The 17786-nt window shown below is 58.5% G+C and carries 19 protein-coding genes; 15 read left to right on the forward strand and 4 right to left on the reverse strand.

The window, feature by feature from the left end:
• Window positions 1-95: 95 nt before the first annotated feature.
• Window positions 96-1154, reverse strand: coding sequence for a LacI family DNA-binding transcriptional regulator (locus N2601_RS21830; RefSeq protein WP_260304877.1), 1059 nt, complete (start codon window positions 1152-1154; stop codon window positions 96-98).
• Between the two features lie 242 nt (window positions 1155-1396).
• Between N2601_RS21830 and N2601_RS21835 the strand changes: the two genes are divergently transcribed.
• The 13 genes from N2601_RS21835 to N2601_RS21895 all read left to right on the forward strand — a co-directional run bounded on the left by N2601_RS21835 (window position 1397) and on the right by N2601_RS21895 (window position 12510).
• Window positions 1397-2386, forward strand: coding sequence for an autoinducer 2 ABC transporter substrate-binding protein (locus tag N2601_RS21835; RefSeq protein WP_199773642.1), 990 nt, complete (start codon window positions 1397-1399; stop codon window positions 2384-2386).
• Window positions 2387-2473: 87 nt separating this feature from the next.
• Complete coding sequence (locus N2601_RS21840) at window positions 2474-3988, forward strand: sugar ABC transporter ATP-binding protein (protein WP_260304878.1); 1515 nt, start codon at window positions 2474-2476, stop codon at window positions 3986-3988.
• Window positions 3981-4982, forward strand: a complete 1002-nt coding sequence (locus N2601_RS21845) for an ABC transporter permease (protein ID WP_260304879.1) — start codon at window positions 3981-3983, stop codon at window positions 4980-4982. Before N2601_RS21840 ends, N2601_RS21845 begins: the two co-directional genes overlap by 8 nt.
• Entirely contained in the window at window positions 4979-5974 is a 996-nt protein-coding gene (locus tag N2601_RS21850) for an ABC transporter permease (protein WP_260304880.1), read from the forward strand. Before N2601_RS21845 ends, N2601_RS21850 begins: the two co-directional genes overlap by 4 nt.
• A 5-nt stretch (window positions 5975-5979) precedes the next feature.
• Window positions 5980-6828, forward strand: coding sequence for a sugar phosphate isomerase/epimerase family protein (locus tag N2601_RS21855; protein ID WP_260304881.1), 849 nt, complete (start codon window positions 5980-5982; stop codon window positions 6826-6828).
• A gap of 123 nt (window positions 6829-6951) precedes the next feature.
• Window positions 6952-7476 carry a DUF992 domain-containing protein gene (locus N2601_RS21860; RefSeq protein ID WP_104826441.1) on the forward strand — a complete coding sequence of 175 codons (525 nt, stop codon included), beginning with the start codon at window positions 6952-6954 and terminating at the stop codon, window positions 7474-7476.
• Between the two features lie 140 nt (window positions 7477-7616).
• Window positions 7617-7745, forward strand: a complete 129-nt coding sequence (locus tag N2601_RS21865) for a hypothetical protein (RefSeq protein WP_260304882.1) — start codon at window positions 7617-7619, stop codon at window positions 7743-7745.
• Window positions 7746-7836: 91 nt separating this feature from the next.
• The gene (locus N2601_RS21870) at window positions 7837-8151 is read left to right on the forward strand and encodes a BufA1 family periplasmic bufferin-type metallophore (protein WP_104826442.1); all 315 of its coding nucleotides are present in this window, start codon (window positions 7837-7839) and stop codon (window positions 8149-8151) included.
• A 33-nt stretch (window positions 8152-8184) separates the two neighbouring features.
• A complete protein-coding gene (gene bufB / locus N2601_RS21875; RefSeq protein ID WP_260305225.1) occupies window positions 8185-9111 on the forward strand; it encodes an MNIO family bufferin maturase in 927 nt (308 codons plus the stop codon).
• Window positions 9098-9913 carry an HvfC/BufC N-terminal domain-containing protein gene (locus N2601_RS21880; protein WP_260304883.1) on the forward strand — a complete coding sequence of 272 codons (816 nt, stop codon included), beginning with the start codon at window positions 9098-9100 and terminating at the stop codon, window positions 9911-9913. Before bufB ends, N2601_RS21880 begins: the two co-directional genes overlap by 14 nt.
• Window positions 9897-10454, forward strand: a complete 558-nt coding sequence (locus N2601_RS21885; protein WP_260304884.1) for a DoxX family protein — start codon at window positions 9897-9899, stop codon at window positions 10452-10454. Before N2601_RS21880 ends, N2601_RS21885 begins: the two co-directional genes overlap by 17 nt.
• A gap of 99 nt (window positions 10455-10553) precedes the next feature.
• Entirely contained in the window at window positions 10554-11009 is a 456-nt protein-coding gene (locus tag N2601_RS21890; protein ID WP_260304885.1) for a thiol-disulfide oxidoreductase DCC family protein, read from the forward strand.
• Between the two features lie 1015 nt (window positions 11010-12024).
• Window positions 12025-12510, forward strand: coding sequence for a hypothetical protein (locus tag N2601_RS21895; protein ID WP_260304886.1), 486 nt, complete (start codon window positions 12025-12027; stop codon window positions 12508-12510).
• 97 nt (window positions 12511-12607) lie between these two features.
• Here the strand turns inward: N2601_RS21895 and N2601_RS21900 are convergent, their stop codons facing one another.
• On the reverse strand, window positions 12608-13255 hold the full coding sequence (locus N2601_RS21900; RefSeq protein ID WP_260304887.1) for a response regulator: 648 nt from the start codon (window positions 13253-13255) through the stop codon (window positions 12608-12610).
• On the reverse strand, window positions 13252-14676 hold the full coding sequence (locus N2601_RS21905; protein WP_260304888.1) for a sensor histidine kinase: 1425 nt from the start codon (window positions 14674-14676) through the stop codon (window positions 13252-13254). Before N2601_RS21905 ends, N2601_RS21900 begins: the two co-directional genes overlap by 4 nt.
• Window positions 14677-15045: 369 nt before the next feature.
• On the opposite strand from N2601_RS21905, the gene N2601_RS21910 reads away from it, so the two are divergent.
• Window positions 15046-15735 carry a hypothetical protein gene (locus N2601_RS21910; RefSeq protein WP_260304889.1) on the forward strand — a complete coding sequence of 230 codons (690 nt, stop codon included), beginning with the start codon at window positions 15046-15048 and terminating at the stop codon, window positions 15733-15735.
• Window positions 15736-16197: 462 nt separating this feature from the next.
• The gene (locus N2601_RS21915; RefSeq protein ID WP_260304890.1) at window positions 16198-16788 is read left to right on the forward strand and encodes a sterol desaturase family protein; all 591 of its coding nucleotides are present in this window, start codon (window positions 16198-16200) and stop codon (window positions 16786-16788) included.
• Between the two features lie 65 nt (window positions 16789-16853).
• Here the strand turns inward: N2601_RS21915 and hutC are convergent, their stop codons facing one another.
• Window positions 16854-17609: a histidine utilization repressor gene (gene hutC / locus N2601_RS21920; RefSeq protein ID WP_104826450.1), complete on the reverse strand. Its 756-nt coding sequence runs from the start codon at window positions 17607-17609 to the stop codon at window positions 16854-16856.
• Window positions 17610-17786 lie beyond the last annotated feature (177 nt).

The raw sequence follows: 17786 nt of genomic DNA on the forward strand, positions 1-17786 counted from the left end.
GCCTTTTCCTCCGCGGCTGCTGATGAAACCCAACGGTTAAGTTCTAACTTCGTTCCGCCGAGGTTTTGAGCTGTGGGTATCGACTATACGGCAGCTTAGACGATGTCCTTGAGCCCATCCAACGGTCCGGTCAGGGCCGTTCGCGGCGGCACCAGATCCGGGCGGATAAGATGGATTTTCGGTGGTGTCCGCGTTTCCTCGATCAGTTCGAACGCCTTGGTAATCATGCCCTCCACATCCTGGCGCATCATGATAACCGGGAAGGGGAGGAAGGATCCGAACGGATCATAATCGTAGCAGCCGACGACCAGATCCGCGAAGGTTTCGTGCGGATGGGCCGACATGAAGCGCAGCAGCCCTTCGAAGTTGATCGACGAGTTGATGAAGAGTGCGCGCGGCAGACGGCCAGCCTTCTCGAAAAACGTCTCGAAGGCAATTCGGGCCGTGTTGGGGGAATAGCCGGTCGGTTGAATCGACACTTCGGGATCGGCTCCAAGAAGCGCGCGTTTGACTTCCCGGAAGCCGCGGATGCGTTCGCGGCTGGCGTGATCGTTTCGCCCGCCGAACAGGAAGAGTTCATCGGGGCTTAAGGGATCGTCGGGGGCAAAGTGATGGATGATCGCTTCCGTCAGGATGCGGCCGCCTTGGTAATTGTCGCTAATGACCGAATGGACCTTCGTGCCCGGAAGGTCGATGTTGATATGCTTCAGCCCTGCGGCTTCGCAGACTTCGTGCACGCCGTCCGGGTCCGTCGCGCCGCATATGAACAGCTCGTCAATGGAATAGGAGATCAGGTTTTCGGCGGTCTCGCGCTCTTCCTGAGGGTCGCGGCTGGAACTGACCACGATCGGACATTGGCCGCGTTGCCGCACATGGGCTTCGAAAGTCTGAGCCATCGAGGAGAAGTAGCGATTGTCATAAACGGGCAGCATCAGCCCCACCAATCCCGAGCGGGATCTGCGCAACCCCTGCGCCTGCCGGTTTGTCGTATATTGATGCTTTTCCGCGAGATCGCGAATGAGGTCGGCGGTACTTTCCTTGATGCGGCGCTTGCGCCAGGTGCCGTTCAGGACCGCGCTGACGGTCGAGGGAGAAATTCCGGAGAGCACAGATAGGTCATAGATCGTGGCCTTCTTTCGACTGTCTTTCTTCATCAGCGTCTCCTCGGTTTCTCTTAGCGTCCGAGTCCTCTTGACGAAAGGATAGATCTCATCGATATTCATTGCACCATCGATTGTGCAAAAAAGAAAGATCGATTGTGCACAACAATGGTGCCGTTTGAGGAAGCGGCTGCCAAAGGGTGGCGGGGCATCTATTCGCCACCCACGCCGGGAGGAAGGCCGTCGGTCTAGGCGCGCCTGTTTGTTCCCCGAGGGGAACTGTGGAGGAGAAGATCATGAAGAGATTTATCGTGGCTGCGCTCGCAGCGTCGCTGTCGCTTGCGACCGCCACAATGGCCTTTGCGCAGGACACCGGCAAGGTCGGCATCGTCGTGAAGATCGGCGGCATCCCATGGTTCAATGCCATGGAAGCCGGCATCAAGGAGCAGGGAAAGAAACTCGGCGTCGATGCCTCGATGATCGGTCCGACAAGCGCCGATCCGGCGCTTCAGGTGCGCGCCATCGAGGATCTGATCGCCCAGGGCGTCAAGGTCATCGGCGTCGTTCCCAACGATGCCAAGGTTCTCGAGCCCGTTCTCAGCAAGGCGAAAGAAAAGGGTATCATCGTCATTACACATGAATCGCCGGGCCAGAAGGGCGCAGACTGGGACTTCGAGCTTGCCTCCTCGACCGGCTTCGGTGAAGCGCACGCCAAGCTTCTCGCCGAGAAAATGGGTGGCAAGGGCGAATATGCAGTCTTCGTCGGTTCGCTGACGGTGCCGCTGCACAATGCCTGGGCCGATGCGGCGATTGCCTATCTCAAGAAGAATTATCCGGATATGAAGCTCGTCGGCGATCGTTACGGCGTGGCAGAAGACGTCGACAAGAGCCGCAGCACGGCGCTCGATCTCATTTCCGCCCATCCGGATCTCAAAGGCTTCCTCGCCTTCGGCAGTCAGGGTCCGATCGGCGCAGGCCGCGCGATCGAAGAGCGTCGCAAGGTCGGCAAGATCTTCGTGCTTGGCCCGTTCTCCCCCGGACAAGGACAGAAACTCCTGAAATCGGACGCGATTTCCGGCGGCTTCATGTGGAACCCCAAGCAGGCGGGAGAGGTGTTCGTGACACTTTCGCAGAAGCTGATGAAGGGTGAGCAGATCAAGGACGGCGAGCAGATCGAAGGCTTGGGCACGATCCATCCGGACTTCGAAAAGCACAACATTATCGTGGACCAGCTCGTTCCGATCAACAAGAAGACGGTTGCCGATCTCGCGGCAATGGGCCTCTGAAACAAGACCGGTTCTCCCGGCAGGCTGGGCCGGCTTCGGCTGGCCCGGCATGTCCTCACCCATCCAAGGTATGACGGGCGGATCCGCATGTCTGAGATCGAAAGCGCGAATGCGAGCGGCGGAGCGCTGCTATCTCTTCGCGACATCAACATAACGTTCGGTGGCGTCAAAGCCTTGAAGAACGTGGCCTTCGAGGTCCATCCGGGCGAGGTTCACTGCCTTGCCGGCGAGAACGGCTCGGGCAAAAGCACGCTGATCAAGATCATCACCGGTGTCTATCGTCCGGCGCCCGGCGCCATCATCGAATATGACGGCCAGACCTATTCCCATATGTCGCCCGTGACCGCGCAGGCGAAGGGAATCCAGGTCATCTGGCAGGATCTCGCGCTGTTTCCAGAGATGAGCGTAGCCGAAAACATCGCGTTTCAGACGGTGCTCGGCCGCTGGCCCCGCCTCGTCAATTACGCGCAGATGCGGCAGCTTGCGATGAACGCGCTGAAACGGCTGGGCGTTGCGCTCGATGTCGATCTGCCGCTCAAGGAATTCGCAATCGCCCAACGGCAGATCGTGGCCATTGCCCGCGCCTTGGTCGGCGAAGCGAAGATCGTCTTCATGGACGAGCCGACCGCCTCGCTCACCCAGTCCGAAACCAACCACCTTCTCGAGATCGTCCGCAATCTCTCTGCCTCCGGCGTCGCTGTCGTCTTCGTCAGCCACCGGCTTGCGGAAGTGCTCGACATATCGAGCAGGTTGACGGTGCTTCGGGACGGTGCGCTTGTCGGCGTTTATCCGACCGAGGGCATGACACAATCCCGCATCACCGAACTGATGACGGGAAAGACCTTCGACACACATGTTCGGGCGACGCCGAAGGATCAGCAGCCCGTTGTCCTCGATGTCAGGTCGCTCAGCCGGCGCGGTCAGTTCGAGGATATTTCGCTGACGGTGCGGCGTGGCGAAACGCTTGGCATTACGGGCCTCCTTGGTGCCGGGCGGACGGAACTTGCCCTTGCTCTCTTCGGTATGACGAGACCGGATTCCGGAACCATCGCGCTTGATGGCAGGACGGTGCGTTTCTCCTCCAATCGCGATGCGATCCAGGCAGGCATCGCCTATCTTTCCGAGGATCGCCTGTCGCTCGGCCTCATCCAACCGCAATCGATCGCCGACAATCTCGTGATCTCGTCGCTGCGCAAGATCCTCTCCGGCGGCTTCCTCTCGGAGGATAGGAAGGAAAGCCTTGTCACCCGCTGGATCCGCCAACTCGGTATCAAGATCGGGTTGCCGGAGGATGCGATTTCGACCTTGTCAGGCGGCAATCAACAGCGCGTCGCCATTGCCAAATGGCTGGCGACCGACCCCAAGCTTTTGATCCTCGATGCGCCAACCGTCGGCGTTGACGTCGGCGCGCGGGCCGGCATCTTCGACATCGTCGCCAAGCTCGCAGAAACCGGGCTGGCGATCATCCTGATTTCCGACGAGGTGCCCGAGGTCTATTTCAATGCGGACCGCGTGCTGCACATGGCGCAGGGCAGGATCATCGGCGCGTTCGATCCACGGCAATGTTCCCTTCACGATATCGAGGCTGCCGTCTATGCGTAATTTCATCAGCACCCATGCGACGGAAAGTTCCCTGCTGACAGTGATGATCGTCATCTGCGCCTTCCTGTCTTTCGCCACGGATAATTTCTTCTCCCTCGGCAATGCCTTCGATCTCCTGAATATCAGCGCCGTCAACATCATCTTCGCCGTCGGCCTGCTGGTTGTTCTGATCGCCGGCGGCATCGATATCTCCTTCGCCGTCGGTGCGTCCGTCGTGCAATATGTGACGGCGATCGCGCTTGGTTGGATCGGCGGGGGAGGCTGGGTTTCCGGCCTCATCATCGCCGGATCGATCGGCATCCTGCTCGGAGCGATCAACGCTTTCCTGATCCATCGCTTCCGGATCATTTCGATCGTCGCGACCATCTCCACCTTCAACATCTATTTCGGGCTTCTCATGTTCTTCACCAAGGGCGTGTCGATCTACGACTTGCCCGACTGGCTCACGGACAAGGTCGTGCTGTTCGAGCATGAGATGCCCGACGGCACCTGGATCGAGATCACGCTTCCGGTCCTGGTCATGGTGATTTGCGTCGTCGCCACCTGGGTACTCATCACCCGCACCACCATCGGCCGGCAGCTCTATGCCTTTGGCGACAATCCCGAAGGGGCGCGCCGTTTCGGCATCAATATCGGCGCGATGCAATTCATCGCTTTCGGCTGGCTGGGGTTGATGGCCGGCATCGGCGGGCTGGTGCAGGCGCATTATGCGCAGGAAGTGGTCCCGAATGCGCTCTACGGTCGCGAACTTGACGTGCTCGCTGCAGTAGTTCTCGGCGGTGCGCGTCTCGGCGGCGGCAAGGGATCGGTGCTCGGCTGCGTTCTCGGCGTGCTACTGATCTCCATCACGCAGAACGGCCTCAATCTGATGGGCGTCTCGCCCTTTGCGTTCAAGATGATCATCGGCGCCATCATTCTGGTCGCCATCACGCTATCGAATACGCGGATCGACAAGCTTGTGCCGCTCCTGCGCAGGGAGGGGCAGACACGATGACCATTCTCGTCGAAAGTTTCCAGAAACGCCTGGGCCCGGAGATGGCTGGTCCCTTCTTCGCCTTCATTGCGGTGATGATCTTTTTCGGGCTCGCTTCGCCGCAATTTCTGAGCCAGGCGACCTTCGGTTCGGTTGCTTTCCAACTGCCCGAGCTTGGCCTCCTGACGCTGGCGATGCTGCTGCCTATTCTAACGGGTGGGCTCAACCTGGCCATAACGTTCACGGCGAATATCGCCGGATTGACGGTTGCCTGGGTGCTGCAGGCAAATGGCGGGGTGGATGCCGGACCTTTGGCATTCGCCCTCGGATGTGTGCTGGCGCTCGCAGCCGGCGCGGCGAGCGGCGTGATAATGGGTTGCGTCATCGCCTATACGCGCGCCCATCCCATTCTCGTATCGCTTTCGATGATGATCTTCCTGCGCGGCCTTGGCGAATTTCTCACCCGGGGCGGTGACGTATCCGGTTTTCCGGATTTCATCCGGCCGTTGGGGCATGGGTCGCTGCTCGGCATCCCCGTGCCCCTGATCATCTTCATCGTCTGCGTTCTCGTCTGGCATCTGCTGCTGACGCGCATGAAGCTTGGCTTCAATACCTATATGATCGGCTCCAATATCGAGGCTGCGCGCTATTCCGGCGTCAACACGCGCAAGGTCGTCGTACTCGTTTACACGCTCTCCGGCGCCATGTGCGCGGTGGCCGGCATCATCATGCTGGCGCGTTTCAATTCCGTCCGCGTCGGCCACGGCGAATCCTATCTGCTGATCACGGTGCTCGCCTGCTTCCTGGGCGGCGTCAATCCGTTTGGCGGCTTCGGCCGCGTGATCCCCGTCTTCGTGGCGCTGGTCGTTCTGCAGCTTCTGTCTTCGGGGCTGAACCTGATGGGAGCCAACCAGCATCTGGCGACTGCTGTCTGGGGCCTGCTCCTCGTCGGCGTAATGTTCCTGCGCTGGGTCGCCTCCCACTACAAATTTCTCAACAATAGAAAAGGATGAGAGCTATGGAAGGCTTCGGTGTTCATACCAGCATGTGGACGATGAACTGGGACCGGGCAGGGGCCGAGCGGGCCGTCGCCGCCGCCGTCAAATACAAGGTGGATTTCATCGAAATCCCCATGCTCAATCCGCCCGCAGTCGATACGGCCCATACCAAGGCGTTGCTGGAAAAACATAAGCTTCGGGCCGTTTGTTCGCTCGGACTTCCCGAACGCGCCTGGGCGTCCGTTCGCCCCGAAGCGGCAATCGACCATCTTGCCATCGCGATCGACAAGACGGCTGATCTTGGCGGTGAGGCCCTGTCCGGCGTGATCTACGGCGGCATCGGTGAGCGCACGGGCGTACCCCCGACGCAAAGGGAGTATGACAACATCGCCCGGGTTTTGACAGCCGCAGCCAAGCATGCCAAGGGCCGCGGCATCGAGCTCGGTGTCGAGGCGGTCAATCGCTACGAGAACCATCTCATCAATACCGGCCGCCAGGCGGTCGAGATGATCGAGCGGGTAGGCGCCGACAACGTGTTCGTCCATCTCGATACCTACCACATGAACATCGAGGAAAAGGGCGTCGGCAACGGCATCCTGGCGGCGCGCGATCACCTGAAATACATCCATCTGTCGGAAAGCGACCGGGGCACGCCCGGCTATGGCACCTGCGATTGGGATGAGATCTACGCGACGCTCGCCGCTATCGGTTTCAAGGGCGGGCTTGCGATGGAAAGCTTCATCAACATGCCGCCGGAGTTGGCCTACGGACTGTCGGTCTGGCGCCCCGTCGCCAAGGATGAGGAGGAAGTCATGGGCAACGGCCTGCCGTTCCTGCGCAATAAGGCCAAGCAGTATGGCTTGATCTGACGACGATGGCGGGATGTCTTCCGTCTGGTTTGTGGCGAAAGATCACGCATTGGGAATGAATCTTGCGAACGAACTTCCGTCCGGTGCGTTGAGGGAGGTGCGAATGATCTAGGAGGAAACCTTATGAAAAAGCTTGCTCTTATTGTCACCGCAGTCTCGCTCGGGCTCGCCGTTCCTGCCGCCGACGCAGCGACGGTGCATCGGTCGCAAAAACACACCCACAAGGAACAGGTCGAGGCAGGGCCTAAGGAGCGCCTCGGCACACTTTCCTGCCAAGTTGCGGGAGGCGTCGGTATGATTATCGGCTCCAATAAATCCGTCGATTGCAGGTTCAAGCGAAGTTCAGGTCCGTCAGAACACTATGTTGGCTCCATCGGCAAGCTCGGTGTCGACATCGGCGTGACAGGCAAGTCCTATCTGAGCTGGGTCGTCTACAGCATCCATCCGACTCGCGCCGGCGAAGGCGCTTTGGCCGGCAGCTATGTCGGCGCATCCGCCGGCGCCGCAGTGGGCGTCGGTTTGGGAGCAAACGCGCTCGTTGGCGGCTCTTCGAAGAATTTCGGTCTGCAGCCGCTGAGTGGCGAAGCTGGTACGGGACTTAACGTTGCTGCTGGTGTGTCGAGGCTGCAATTGCGTCCTGCCAGATAAACGCTTCAAGGAACGTGTTCGCCGCGTGCCCACGGGATGGGCCAGCGGGTGAATGTAGGCTTGTAAGAGAGACATCCTAACCGCCGGGTTTCGCGCCCGGCGGTTCGCGACATCTATGCCATTGCAGGCAATGCGGCCCAATGTCGTCCTCTGCTCCGCCATGGCGCGCGGTCGCCAATATATTGCGCGGCAATCTTCCCGAACAGCATCCCTCAATCGCCCGCCGTGCCATCCGATTGGCCGACGTGCCGGCGATCACGCCTTCGTGACAATCTCGGCTGTAACGAATCTCCTCCTGCGAACGAGTACCTGACGTGCCCCCAAGACAGGGGCGTTAACGAACCCAAATGGAGATAGTTCATGCTGAAAGCTACTGTGAGTTCTGTCCTGCTCGCCGGCGCGGTTACGACGGCGCTTGCGTCCATGGCCGCCGCCGCACCGCTGACGAAGGCTGAAGCCAGTGCTGCCATCGCGGCTCACAAGGAGAAGTGCTACGGTGTTGCGCTGAAGGGCCAAAACGATTGCGCCGCCGGCCCGGGAACCACTTGCCAGGGCACGTCGACCGTCGATTTCCAGGGCAATTCCTGGAAGTTTGTTCAGGGTGGCACCTGCGCCTCGCTCGACATTCCCGGCGGTCGCCACGGCTCGCTAATGCCCCTCAAGCGCGACCTCTGATCGACCCGGCTATCGGAAAGCGGAGAAGACATGATGAACGCCCACAATCGAACCGTCGCTCCTGTCGTCGAAGCGGGTGCCGAGCTCCGCTTTCCCTCCTATTCTGTTCATGACTTGGCAGGCACGAGCTTCAAGCCGGAACATCTGCCTGCCATACTCGCGGAAACAGGACGGCAAGGATTTTTCGAAATTCATGCAGAGAACTATATGGGCGCCGGCGGCCCGCCCCATCACGCCCTTGAGCTTGTGCGTCGAGACCACCCGATCTCGCTCCATGGCGTCTGCATGTCCCTCGGTGGGCCACAACCCCTGAACAAGGACCATCTCCGGCGTTTTCGCGAGCTGGTGATCAGATATGAGCCAGCCCTCGTGTCCGAGCACCTGGCATGGTCGACCCACGAGAATACCTATCTGAATGATCTGCTGCCCCTGCCATATACGAGCGCCACGCTCATGCATGTCTGCGATCACATCGACGAAATGCAGACGGCGATCGGACGTCCCATTCTGCTGGAAAATCCATCGACTTACGTGCTTTTCGCCGAATCCTCCATGAGCGAAACGGATTTTCTCGGTGCGATTGCAAAGCGGACCGGCTGCGGTCTTTTGCTCGACGTCAACAACGTCTTTGTTTCGGCCACGAACCACGGCTATTCGGCGCTGGACTATCTTGCCGATTTCCCCCTGTCGAAAGTCGGTGAGATCCATCTCGCAGGTCATGCGGAGCAGACGGATGATGAAGGCGAGCTGCTGTTGATCGATAGTCACGACGGGCCTGTCGCGGATGCCGTCTGGCGTCTCTATGAGATCGTCATCGAGCGATGCGGTGCGATTCCCTCGCTGGCCGAATGGGACAGCAAAATTCCCGATTGGCCGGTCTTGAGGGCCGAGGCTGTCGCAGCGCAAGCGATCCTCGATCGGCAATCTCAAACCTTGGGCAAATCCCATGCGTTCCGCTGAAGTCCTGTCCATCGGGCGCGGCGACCCGTCATTCGCTTCGACGTTTTCCAAGTCGCTGTTGAACCCCGAACAACAAACGCCGGCTTCCCTTGTCGGCGCGCATGGGAAAGCTGCCGACAAGCGCTACAACGTCTACCGCAACAACGTCACCGTGAGCCTAATCGAGGCACTGGCCGCGATTTTCCCGGCGACCCAGCGCATAACGGGATCGGATTTCTTTCGTGCGATGGCGCGCTTCCACATTCGCGAGACGCCGCCGACCTCACCGCTTTTGTTCGAATATGGTCACCACTTTCCCGCTTTCATCGATGCCTACGAATACGCACAGCCGATGCCGTGGCTGGGCGATGTCGCGCGGCTGGAGCGGGCCTGGCTGGACGCCTATCACGCCGCCGATTGCCCGGTGATCTCGGCAGATGATTTGTCGGCCGTCGCGCCGCACGAGTTATCCGAGCTTCGATTTCGCGCCCATCCGGCGACAAGAATTCTGTCTTCCAAATTTCCGGCCGTGACGATCTTCGTCGCCAACCGAGGCTCCGAGCCGGTGGAGCGCATCGAGTGCGTCGTTCCCGAGGACGCGCTGATCACGCGGCCGGAACTCGACGTCGTGGTTCGGCTGCTGCAGCCGGGTGGGGCCTCGTTCCTCATATGCCTCGCCGACGGTGGTAGCCTGGGATCGGCTGCGGCAGCAGCTCTGAACGTCAATCCTGCGTTCGATCTCGCCGGCATGATCGCCGAGATGATCGAAGCCGGCGCTTTTACTGAGATTTACGTGGAGAATTCCGATGTCGAAAACACTTGACACTTCGGTTGCCGGCAAGCCGTTCGCACCGATCGTCGGATTGGTCGAAAAAGCAAGCCGGTTGATACATACGATCGCGCAGCCATCCCTGGTGCAACTCGTCCTGCGTGTCGGATTGGCCGTGCCATTTTGGCGTTCCGGTATCCTCAAATGGGACGGATTCCTGCAGTTGAGCGATACGGCCGTGGAGCTCTTTTCGGATGAGTTCATGCTCCATCTTCCGGGTGGACCATATCCCTATCCCGCACCGGCGGTGATGGCATTCCTATCGGGTTCGGGGGAGGTCGTATTTTCAACCCTCCTCGTGCTCGGCCTTGCCACACGTTTTGCCGCGACCGGTCTTCTCGCCATGACCGCCATCGTGGAGCTGACCGTTCCTGATGGATGGCCCGTTCATATCACTTGGGCGGCGATGGCGCTCGGCGTAATGGCCTGGGGGCCGGGACGTTTGTCCTTGGATTATCTCATCGGAAAGGTTTTTGGGTTTGACGCGCCGTTCCGGACGACGTTGCCTGCAACGCCGGGAGAAAGTCAGCCGTAAGGCTGGAGGTGTCAGGTCTTGCCGAAATGAAGCGCCGCTGCAGCTTTCACTTGACGCGAAAGGTGGCGCGACGTTCACTCCACTTCGGAGATAATGCTGATGACCGAACTTGCCTCATACAGTTTCAGGAACGACCCGGACGTGCCGCCTCACGATCATGAAAAGGGTCTTATCGTTTTCGACCATGAGTGCATTTTCTGTTCGTCGTTCATCCGTTTTGTCTTCGCTCACGACCCTTCCGGTCGTTTCCTGTTCACGGCCGCGCAGTCTCCGCTTGGACAGGCGCTTTATCGGCACTACGGCCTCGATCCGACGGATTTATCGACCAACTTGGTGATCGTTGACGGCATCCTGCACACGAAGATGGACGCCTTCGCCACCGCCATGCGGTGTCTCGGTTTTCCTTGGAGCCTGCTTGCGGTGGTGAACCTGATGCCTCGGCGGCTGGCCAACGCGGCCTACGATCTGATCGCCAGACATAGGTATCGCCTTTCCGGCAAATACGAGACCTGCCTCGTGCCATCCAGGGAATTGAGGGCGCGCGTCATCGAATAACGGTTTTGCTGCTGTCGGCGATAAGCCAAAGCATGCAAATTCCGCTGGCGGAGCGACCAGCCTTGCCGGCATGGAAGACTGCGAGAGATATTGCCGACGCACTCCCGGGACGGAGGCTACAAGGATGCGTGTCCGAATGGATTTCTGTCGATCGTTGTCGGCTGAGACGTTGCGGCTGGATAGCTCGGGTTCAAGGGGACGTCGGCACGGTGCGATGCTGAAGGGCAATGTTTCATTTCGATGGCGAGAAGCGTTACGGCTTCTGCCAATGCCTTCTCCGCATCGGTAAATGAGGGCGCCGAACCTGCCTGTCTCGCCTGGCCATATATTTCCGCAGATGCCATAACGCGCTCCGCGAGGTAATGACATTCAGGAGTCGCTTCGACAAAGTTCAGGGCGAATCGGAGATTGATCGCGACCTGGAGGACGAAAGCAGCGGCTGAGAAATCAACAATGGCGCCGGGCGGTTTCGTCTGATCCAGGTACGTCTTCCACTGTGTTGTCATTTTGATGCCTTTCGCACCCGGTCCCTTCGATATAAACCGGAAAAGCCGTCGGGAATTTCTGTGCTGGCGCCCGTCCGGGCGCCATGCGTGCTCCGCGCCGCATCTGCGACTGCGATCAAAACAAATGAGTTGTCGAGCGTGCCCCAGACAGATGGCCCCTTTCCCATCTGCCGCAGAGCGTGACGAAAGACATTCATCCCCACCCCTTCGTCAGTGTGGTCACTATCTTTCCAAGCAGTAGTAAGCGCAGGGCGGGCACCCTTTCAATCGCGCTGTTCCCCATTCAGGCTTCAGTCCAGCCTTCCTTCCGACCTTTGTCCGATAGCAAGCTGGGACCAAGGTCTTAGTCGAAATTGCAGAAGTCCGAGATTGGCGTTTTTGCCGAGACAAAGGTTGACGGCTCCGTCCGCAAAAACGATGTGATGTCGTGGCGGAAGGCTGTTTTCAATTTGGTGACTGCACGATCTTTTTCGCGCAGTGTGCGTTCATAAACGTGTGGGAGGCCAGCTATGTCTTTACGCGGAAAGTCGATCGCCGTTCTTCTCGGTGCATCCTTTACGCTTGTGCTTGTGGCAACGCCTTATACCGTCGAGATTCGTGGATCCTCCATCGGGCTTGTCGCGCAAACCGCGGATGCAAAAAGCGGAGGCAATGGTAACGGCGGCGGCAATGGTAATGGCGGCGGCAACGGCGGGGGTAATGGCAACGGCGGCGGCAATGGTAACGGCGGCGGTAATAGCGGAAACGGCGGCAGCAATGGAAATGCCGGTGGAAACGGCAATGGCAAAGCCAACGGAAAAAGCGCTACCTCGACCCAAACCGACGCGGACGACTCAAGCGATGATGACGCATCGATGACGGTGCGCCACGATGACGGCATGAGCGAAGAAATAGAAAATGGACGTTATGTCATGAAGGATTCGAAGGGTCGCACCATCATCAATCGTAACGCGACCGCAGCCGATCAGCGGAGACTGAAGTCCTTCCTTCACTAGAGCGGTTCAGCGTTTCACGGAAGCGCTTTTCCGCTCTATCTCTTTGTTTTTACGCATTCCGGACGGAAAATCGCTTCGCACTTTTCCTGGAATTGCTCTAACCCCGGTTTTCAAGCGCATCGCGAAAGGCCATCGCAGCCTCCGTTCGGTTTGCAACACCCAATTTGGCGAAAATCTGGGTCATATGATGCTTCACCGTCTTTTCGTGGAGGTCTAGCTTCAGCCCGATATGCTTATTGCTCAATCCTTCCGCAACGAGCTGAAGGACCTCGCTTTCCCGGCCTGTCAAGTCGCGCAGGAGATCCGCTTTTTTCGAGGAGGCGTTGCCGTCGCCGGAGATCAGGCGAGCGGAAAGAGTGGGGGCGACATAGCTTTCTCCCGAAGCCACGGTGCGGAGGATGTCAGCCAGCGCTCTCGATCCTACCCCCTTCAGCACATATCCCTTCGCCCCGCTCTTGAGAGCCGTCGTCACATCGTCGTTTGCTTCAGAAACCGTCAGCATCACGATCTTCTGACCCGGCACCCGCTCGAGGATCAGCGGAAGTGCGTTCAGGCCCCCGCCAGGCATGGAGATATCCAACAACAAAACGTCTGGACGTTCGTTCTCGGATATTCGGATCGCATCTTCCTTCGTGCTGCCTTCGCCAACGATCGCAAAGCCGTCGATCTCGCCAAGGCTGCGAATGACCCCTTCCCGGAACAGCGGATGATCATCGATCACCGCCAGACTGATTGCCGTCGTCATATCTGCTCCATTTCCATTGCGTTCAGCGACATTTGAACCACGGTGCCACTTTCGGAAGACTTTAATTCGAAAGTGCCTCCGAGGCTTTCTACCCGCTCTCTCAGACCTGCCAAACCGATACTGCTTGGCGGTATATAGGCCGGATCGAAGCCGGGTCCCTCATCCGATACTGCTATTGTGATCTGCCCGCCGTCGATTGTTTGTTTTACTTGCTGTGCTGCGCCCTTACCATGGCGATAGCCATTATTCAGCGCTTCTTGAACGAAGCGGTATATACATATCTTGGTGGATGTCGAAAGCTCTTGCGTCGTGCCGGAAATGGATAAGCCGACCGCAATGCCGGTTCGTTGCTCATGGGAGCGCACGGCACGCTGCAATAGTTCGGGCAGGTTTGCCGATTCGATATGCGGCAGCACCAGCCCGCTGCAGATGCTTCTAATATCTGCCATCGCATCGTCCAGGCTCGACTTAATTGCGGCAAGCGATCGCTCTCGCTCGCGCGCCGGAGTGCGTGAATTGATCAGGGCCTCGCTGTCCAATCTCAGCGATGCATAGGCAACGAGTTGGGCGGGGCCATCATGCAAATCGGCACCGATGCGCCTGAGGTAGCTTTCATTGAGGGAAGCAGCGCGTTGTGAGGCTCTTTGAACGCGGGCGTGCAAAATCTCGTTCTGCTGCAGAAGCGTCGATAGCTCGCCGATGCGTGCTTTCAAGGCGCTGCGCTGGCTTTCGATCGTTCGGCTTCCGCGAAGGACGATAACGGAAAGAATGAGAAAGAACGTCAGCGTGAACAGGGCGACAGCCACCCAGCTTCTGAAACGCGCCTGGTTCAGGCTGCGCTCGAAATCGTACGCCACCTCATAAAATTCGGAAACGGCCACGACTTTGCCCGACCAGGGCTGGAGGACCGGATTGTAGATCTCCAGAAGCGGCTTGCCACTGTTGCGCTCGGCAACGCTTTCGACGTCATCAAGCTGGTTGAACTGCGCCACCATCGTGCCGGCAAATGCCGTTTTCAGGTCATTGCTGAGCGGGAACTGTTTGCCCATGAGGTTTTTGTCGTTGGAATAAAGGATGGTGCCGTCGTTACGCCACAGGCGAAAGGACATGAGGCGGCTGCCAAGCGCACCCTCGCCGAGTGTTTCGTCGAGAGCGTGAGTCACCGTATCGTCCAGAACCTCCGTCGTCTGCATATCGGGGAGCAAAGGCGCTATGACGCTGTCGACATAGAGAGCGGTGCTGGCGGCGGAGTTGCGCGTGACAGCCTCCTCGATAAGGTTGGTGACGAAAGCGCCGACGAGAAGCAGCGCGCAGGCGGAAACGAAACCGCCGATCAGCAGAAATTGTTTCGCCAGCGATTGAGAATTCCAGCTCGCGAGTAAACGAACCGGCGACAGCATTGATTTAAGACTCGTCTGCATGTCTGGCTACTTTCAGCGATAACCACCCAATACGGCATACCTATCGTAGCCGGGCAGCGCGTCAAATGGCGAAAATTCATCTCACCGGCAAGTCTCGGAATTGACGTCCCCCGAGCCCCGTTGAATCGATGAGACTTTCGGCCATATCGGCGATCAGGCTAAGGTCCGATCACCGATGGCATTGGTCTGACCCATGTAGAAACTTTCTTTTCTAGCAATATTGTGGCGATCAACGCGGTTGCTCGTTGCTCGTCCCGCGTCGCGGTTGCGTGGGGCGAGCGGCGTGGTTGCCCGTTGCTCGTCCCTCGTCCCTCATCACCGTTGCGTAGCACCGGAAGGGCGCACGTTTGGAATGAAAGGAAGAAGCATATGAAATTCGGATCAGTCTTCGGAACGACCATTATCGCCGTGACGCTCGCCGTTGTTCCGGCCGGTGGCGCCGTTGTGGGTCTCACAAGCCTCGCGTATGCCAAGGGCGGAAACGGAAACGGCAACGGCGGCGGCCATGGAAACGGCGGCGGTAATGGTAATAGCGGGAGCCACGGCAGCGCCAATTCGAGTCATGCTAAGTCCGATGACGCGGATTCAAGCGACACGGATGGGGATGTGGATACCAATGTGGGCCACGTCAAGCACGCGCCTCACGTCTCGAAGTCGGCTGTTGCCAATCAGAAGCTTGAGAAACATAACGTGACCAAGGTTAAAACGCAGGCGGCGGAGCTTGGTAGCCTCAATTCCCTCAAGCGGAACTATCATGCCTACATGAATTCCAAGGATCCGAAATTCGCAGCAATCGCGGCCTATGTCAGGGACTATGCCGAATTCGAAATGCAGAACGGAACCGATGCTATACCGACAGACCCAGCCCTCAGTGATGACGCGCTTCGTTCGGCGCTTGCTCAGGCTTCGAAAAATGGCGTCGTGACAGATAGAACGCTGGCGGAGGCCAAGGATGTCCTGGGTGTCGGCCCCGCCGTCGGAAAGATAGATCAGGTTCGCGATGCGTTGGAAGCATCGACACCGGCGCCATCGGACGACGTAACAGATCCGGATGATTGAACGACCGCTGCGGCGGGTGCGAAAAGGCCCCCCAACCGGAAGTACCCGTCGCTACGCAGAGCGACCAACACGCCGCCCAATCGTGTTGGTCGCTCTTTCGTTATATAATGTCGCCTATATCGCCAGACCTCGGCGGTGCGTCACTTGCCTGTCATTTTTTTAAGACACATCTTGTTCGGCATGCTTCTATGCTGCTTCGCGGTAGGCGGGTTTCAGCGCCCGGCTTCTTGCGAGCGAAATGGAGTGGAATGCGGTTTAACCATGGGCTGGCCGCTCTGTCTCGGCCTTGAAGCGGCCTGCACATGAGGGCGAATCCCGCTCATATGCAGATATTAAAGTGCTTTCGCTTCTTTGCGCGTTCTCAATCAAACGGCGACAGAGGCACGTGAATCGTTTCTGCCTGTAGAGAATGAAGAAGAATCTTATGACGAATCTTCGCAGTCAATGCAGCGAGCAAGCCATATGAGGCGCTCTCTCTCGCGAAAACCAAATGCGATCGCTTATTATACGGATTTTGCCGTCTACCCGATCATCACTGCCGGACTGATCGCTGCCTATTTTGCTTGGGGCTATGATGGCCGGCCTTTGATCTGGCTCGCCGCGATCGTGATCGGCGCAGCCGCATGGACGCTGGTCGAGTATCTTATCCACCGTTTCGTGCTGCATCACGTCGTTTATGTGCGCGATATGCACATCCAACATCACCACGCGCCGACCGAGCTGATCGACACGCCGATCTGGCTAAGCCTGTCTTTCATGGCCACGGGCGTGTTGTTGCCGTCGTGGTGCGCTTTCGGCTTCGGCATGGCGTCAGGCTTCACCGTCGGCATGACGCTTGGCTATCTCACCTATGGCACGATGCATCATGCCATGCATCACTGGCGAATTCCGCATGGCACCTATCTCTACCGCGCCAAGCGCTGGCACGCGCAGCATCACGCTTCCATCGATGAGGGGAATTATGGTGTCTCGTCGCTTTTCTGGGATCACGTGTTTGGCACGGTGCTGCCGGATCCGGCCGTGAAGAGCAGGGAGAGGCGGGGCGGTGGCTGAGTGCGTTCTCGAACGCACTCATCGCATAAGTGCATGATCTTCCATATACAAGTTGATCGGCATTTTTATTCCTCGAACATCTTGCCGCTGCGTGCTTCCAGCCGATACCGGTGTCCGGGATAGACGAGGCGGGCGATGGAGACGACCTGTCGCGCTGACCAGGTGCGCCGGCGGATCGCCAGGCACGGCTCGGTTTTCAGGACGGTCAGGAGCTTGCATTCCCAGGGTTGCGGCATTGCGGCCTCGACGATGTGTTCTGAACCGCTGAGCGGGGCGGCAGCCGTCAGATAGGCATTCGGCGTCAGCGTCGTGAAATCCTGCTCGAGATATTCGGGCGCTGCTTCGGGATGAACGAAACGGTCCTCGATCTGCACCGGAACGCCATTTTCGCTGTGGACGATCAGCGAGTGGAAAACCGCTGCGCCGATCTCCAGCTCCAGCGCGTCCGCAACCTCGGGAGAGGCGGTTTCCCGGGCCAAAACGACGACGGAGGCCTCGTGGACATGGCCGCGCTCGGCGATCTCATCGGCTATGTTGCGCACCTCGAATAATGCCGAATACCCTTTGCGCTCGGCGACGAAGGAGCCCACGCCCTGGATGCGAACGAGTTCGCCTTCATTGGCAAGCTCCCGCAGCGCCCGGTTGGCAGTCATCTTGCTGACGCCTAGTTCGACGACCAGCTCGTTTTCAGAGGGTACGCGATGCTTCGGCGGCCATTCGCCGCTGTGGATTCGATCCAGGATCATCTGCTTGACGCCGGCGTAAAGCGGACCGGAGTCGTTTTCGGCCAGCTCACGTTTCCGATCGGTAGCGCGTTTCATTGCCTAATCCTTGTGCAGTCGCGAAATTCGCATTGTAAATCGACTTGGCACTTGCATAACACAAAATATCACATATGGTACCCTATACAACCATCCGATCGATGTGACCAGCAAATGAGGTCCGCGACCGGCAAGCCGGCGAAGACTGGCGTAAAAAGAAATTGGCTATTTCGATCT

Origin of the sequence: Rhizobium sp. CB3060, assembly GCF_025200735.1 — a bacterium.
Lineage (GTDB): Bacteria > Pseudomonadota > Alphaproteobacteria > Rhizobiales > Rhizobiaceae > Rhizobium.

Coding starts and splice junctions, on each gene's coding strand:
- N2601_RS21840 (WP_260304878.1), top strand. CDS start 2,474: ATGTCTGAGATCGAAAGCGCGAATGCGAGCGGCGGAGCGCTGCTATCT.
- hutC (WP_104826450.1), bottom strand. CDS start 17,609: ATGAAACGCGCTACCGATCGGAAACGTGAGCTGGCCGAAAACGACTCC.
- N2601_RS21885 (WP_260304884.1), top strand. CDS start 9,897: ATGTCGAAAACACTTGACACTTCGGTTGCCGGCAAGCCGTTCGCACCG.
- N2601_RS21895 (WP_260304886.1), top strand. CDS start 12,025: ATGTCTTTACGCGGAAAGTCGATCGCCGTTCTTCTCGGTGCATCCTTT.
- N2601_RS21830 (WP_260304877.1), bottom strand. CDS start 1,154: ATGAAGAAAGACAGTCGAAAGAAGGCCACGATCTATGACCTATCTGTG.
- N2601_RS21910 (WP_260304889.1), top strand. CDS start 15,046: ATGAAATTCGGATCAGTCTTCGGAACGACCATTATCGCCGTGACGCTC.
- N2601_RS21845 (WP_260304879.1), top strand. CDS start 3,981: ATGCGTAATTTCATCAGCACCCATGCGACGGAAAGTTCCCTGCTGACA.
- N2601_RS21890 (WP_260304885.1), top strand. CDS start 10,554: ATGACCGAACTTGCCTCATACAGTTTCAGGAACGACCCGGACGTGCCG.
- N2601_RS21855 (WP_260304881.1), top strand. CDS start 5,980: ATGGAAGGCTTCGGTGTTCATACCAGCATGTGGACGATGAACTGGGAC.
- N2601_RS21865 (WP_260304882.1), top strand. CDS start 7,617: ATGTCGTCCTCTGCTCCGCCATGGCGCGCGGTCGCCAATATATTGCGC.
- N2601_RS21850 (WP_260304880.1), top strand. CDS start 4,979: ATGACCATTCTCGTCGAAAGTTTCCAGAAACGCCTGGGCCCGGAGATG.
- N2601_RS21880 (WP_260304883.1), top strand. CDS start 9,098: ATGCGTTCCGCTGAAGTCCTGTCCATCGGGCGCGGCGACCCGTCATTC.
- bufB (WP_260305225.1), top strand. CDS start 8,185: ATGAACGCCCACAATCGAACCGTCGCTCCTGTCGTCGAAGCGGGTGCC.
- N2601_RS21905 (WP_260304888.1), bottom strand. CDS start 14,676: ATGCAGACGAGTCTTAAATCAATGCTGTCGCCGGTTCGTTTACTCGCG.
- N2601_RS21860 (WP_104826441.1), top strand. CDS start 6,952: ATGAAAAAGCTTGCTCTTATTGTCACCGCAGTCTCGCTCGGGCTCGCC.
- N2601_RS21900 (WP_260304887.1), bottom strand. CDS start 13,255: ATGACGACGGCAATCAGTCTGGCGGTGATCGATGATCATCCGCTGTTC.
- N2601_RS21915 (WP_260304890.1), top strand. CDS start 16,198: ATGAGGCGCTCTCTCTCGCGAAAACCAAATGCGATCGCTTATTATACG.
- N2601_RS21835 (WP_199773642.1), top strand. CDS start 1,397: ATGAAGAGATTTATCGTGGCTGCGCTCGCAGCGTCGCTGTCGCTTGCG.
- N2601_RS21870 (WP_104826442.1), top strand. CDS start 7,837: ATGCTGAAAGCTACTGTGAGTTCTGTCCTGCTCGCCGGCGCGGTTACG.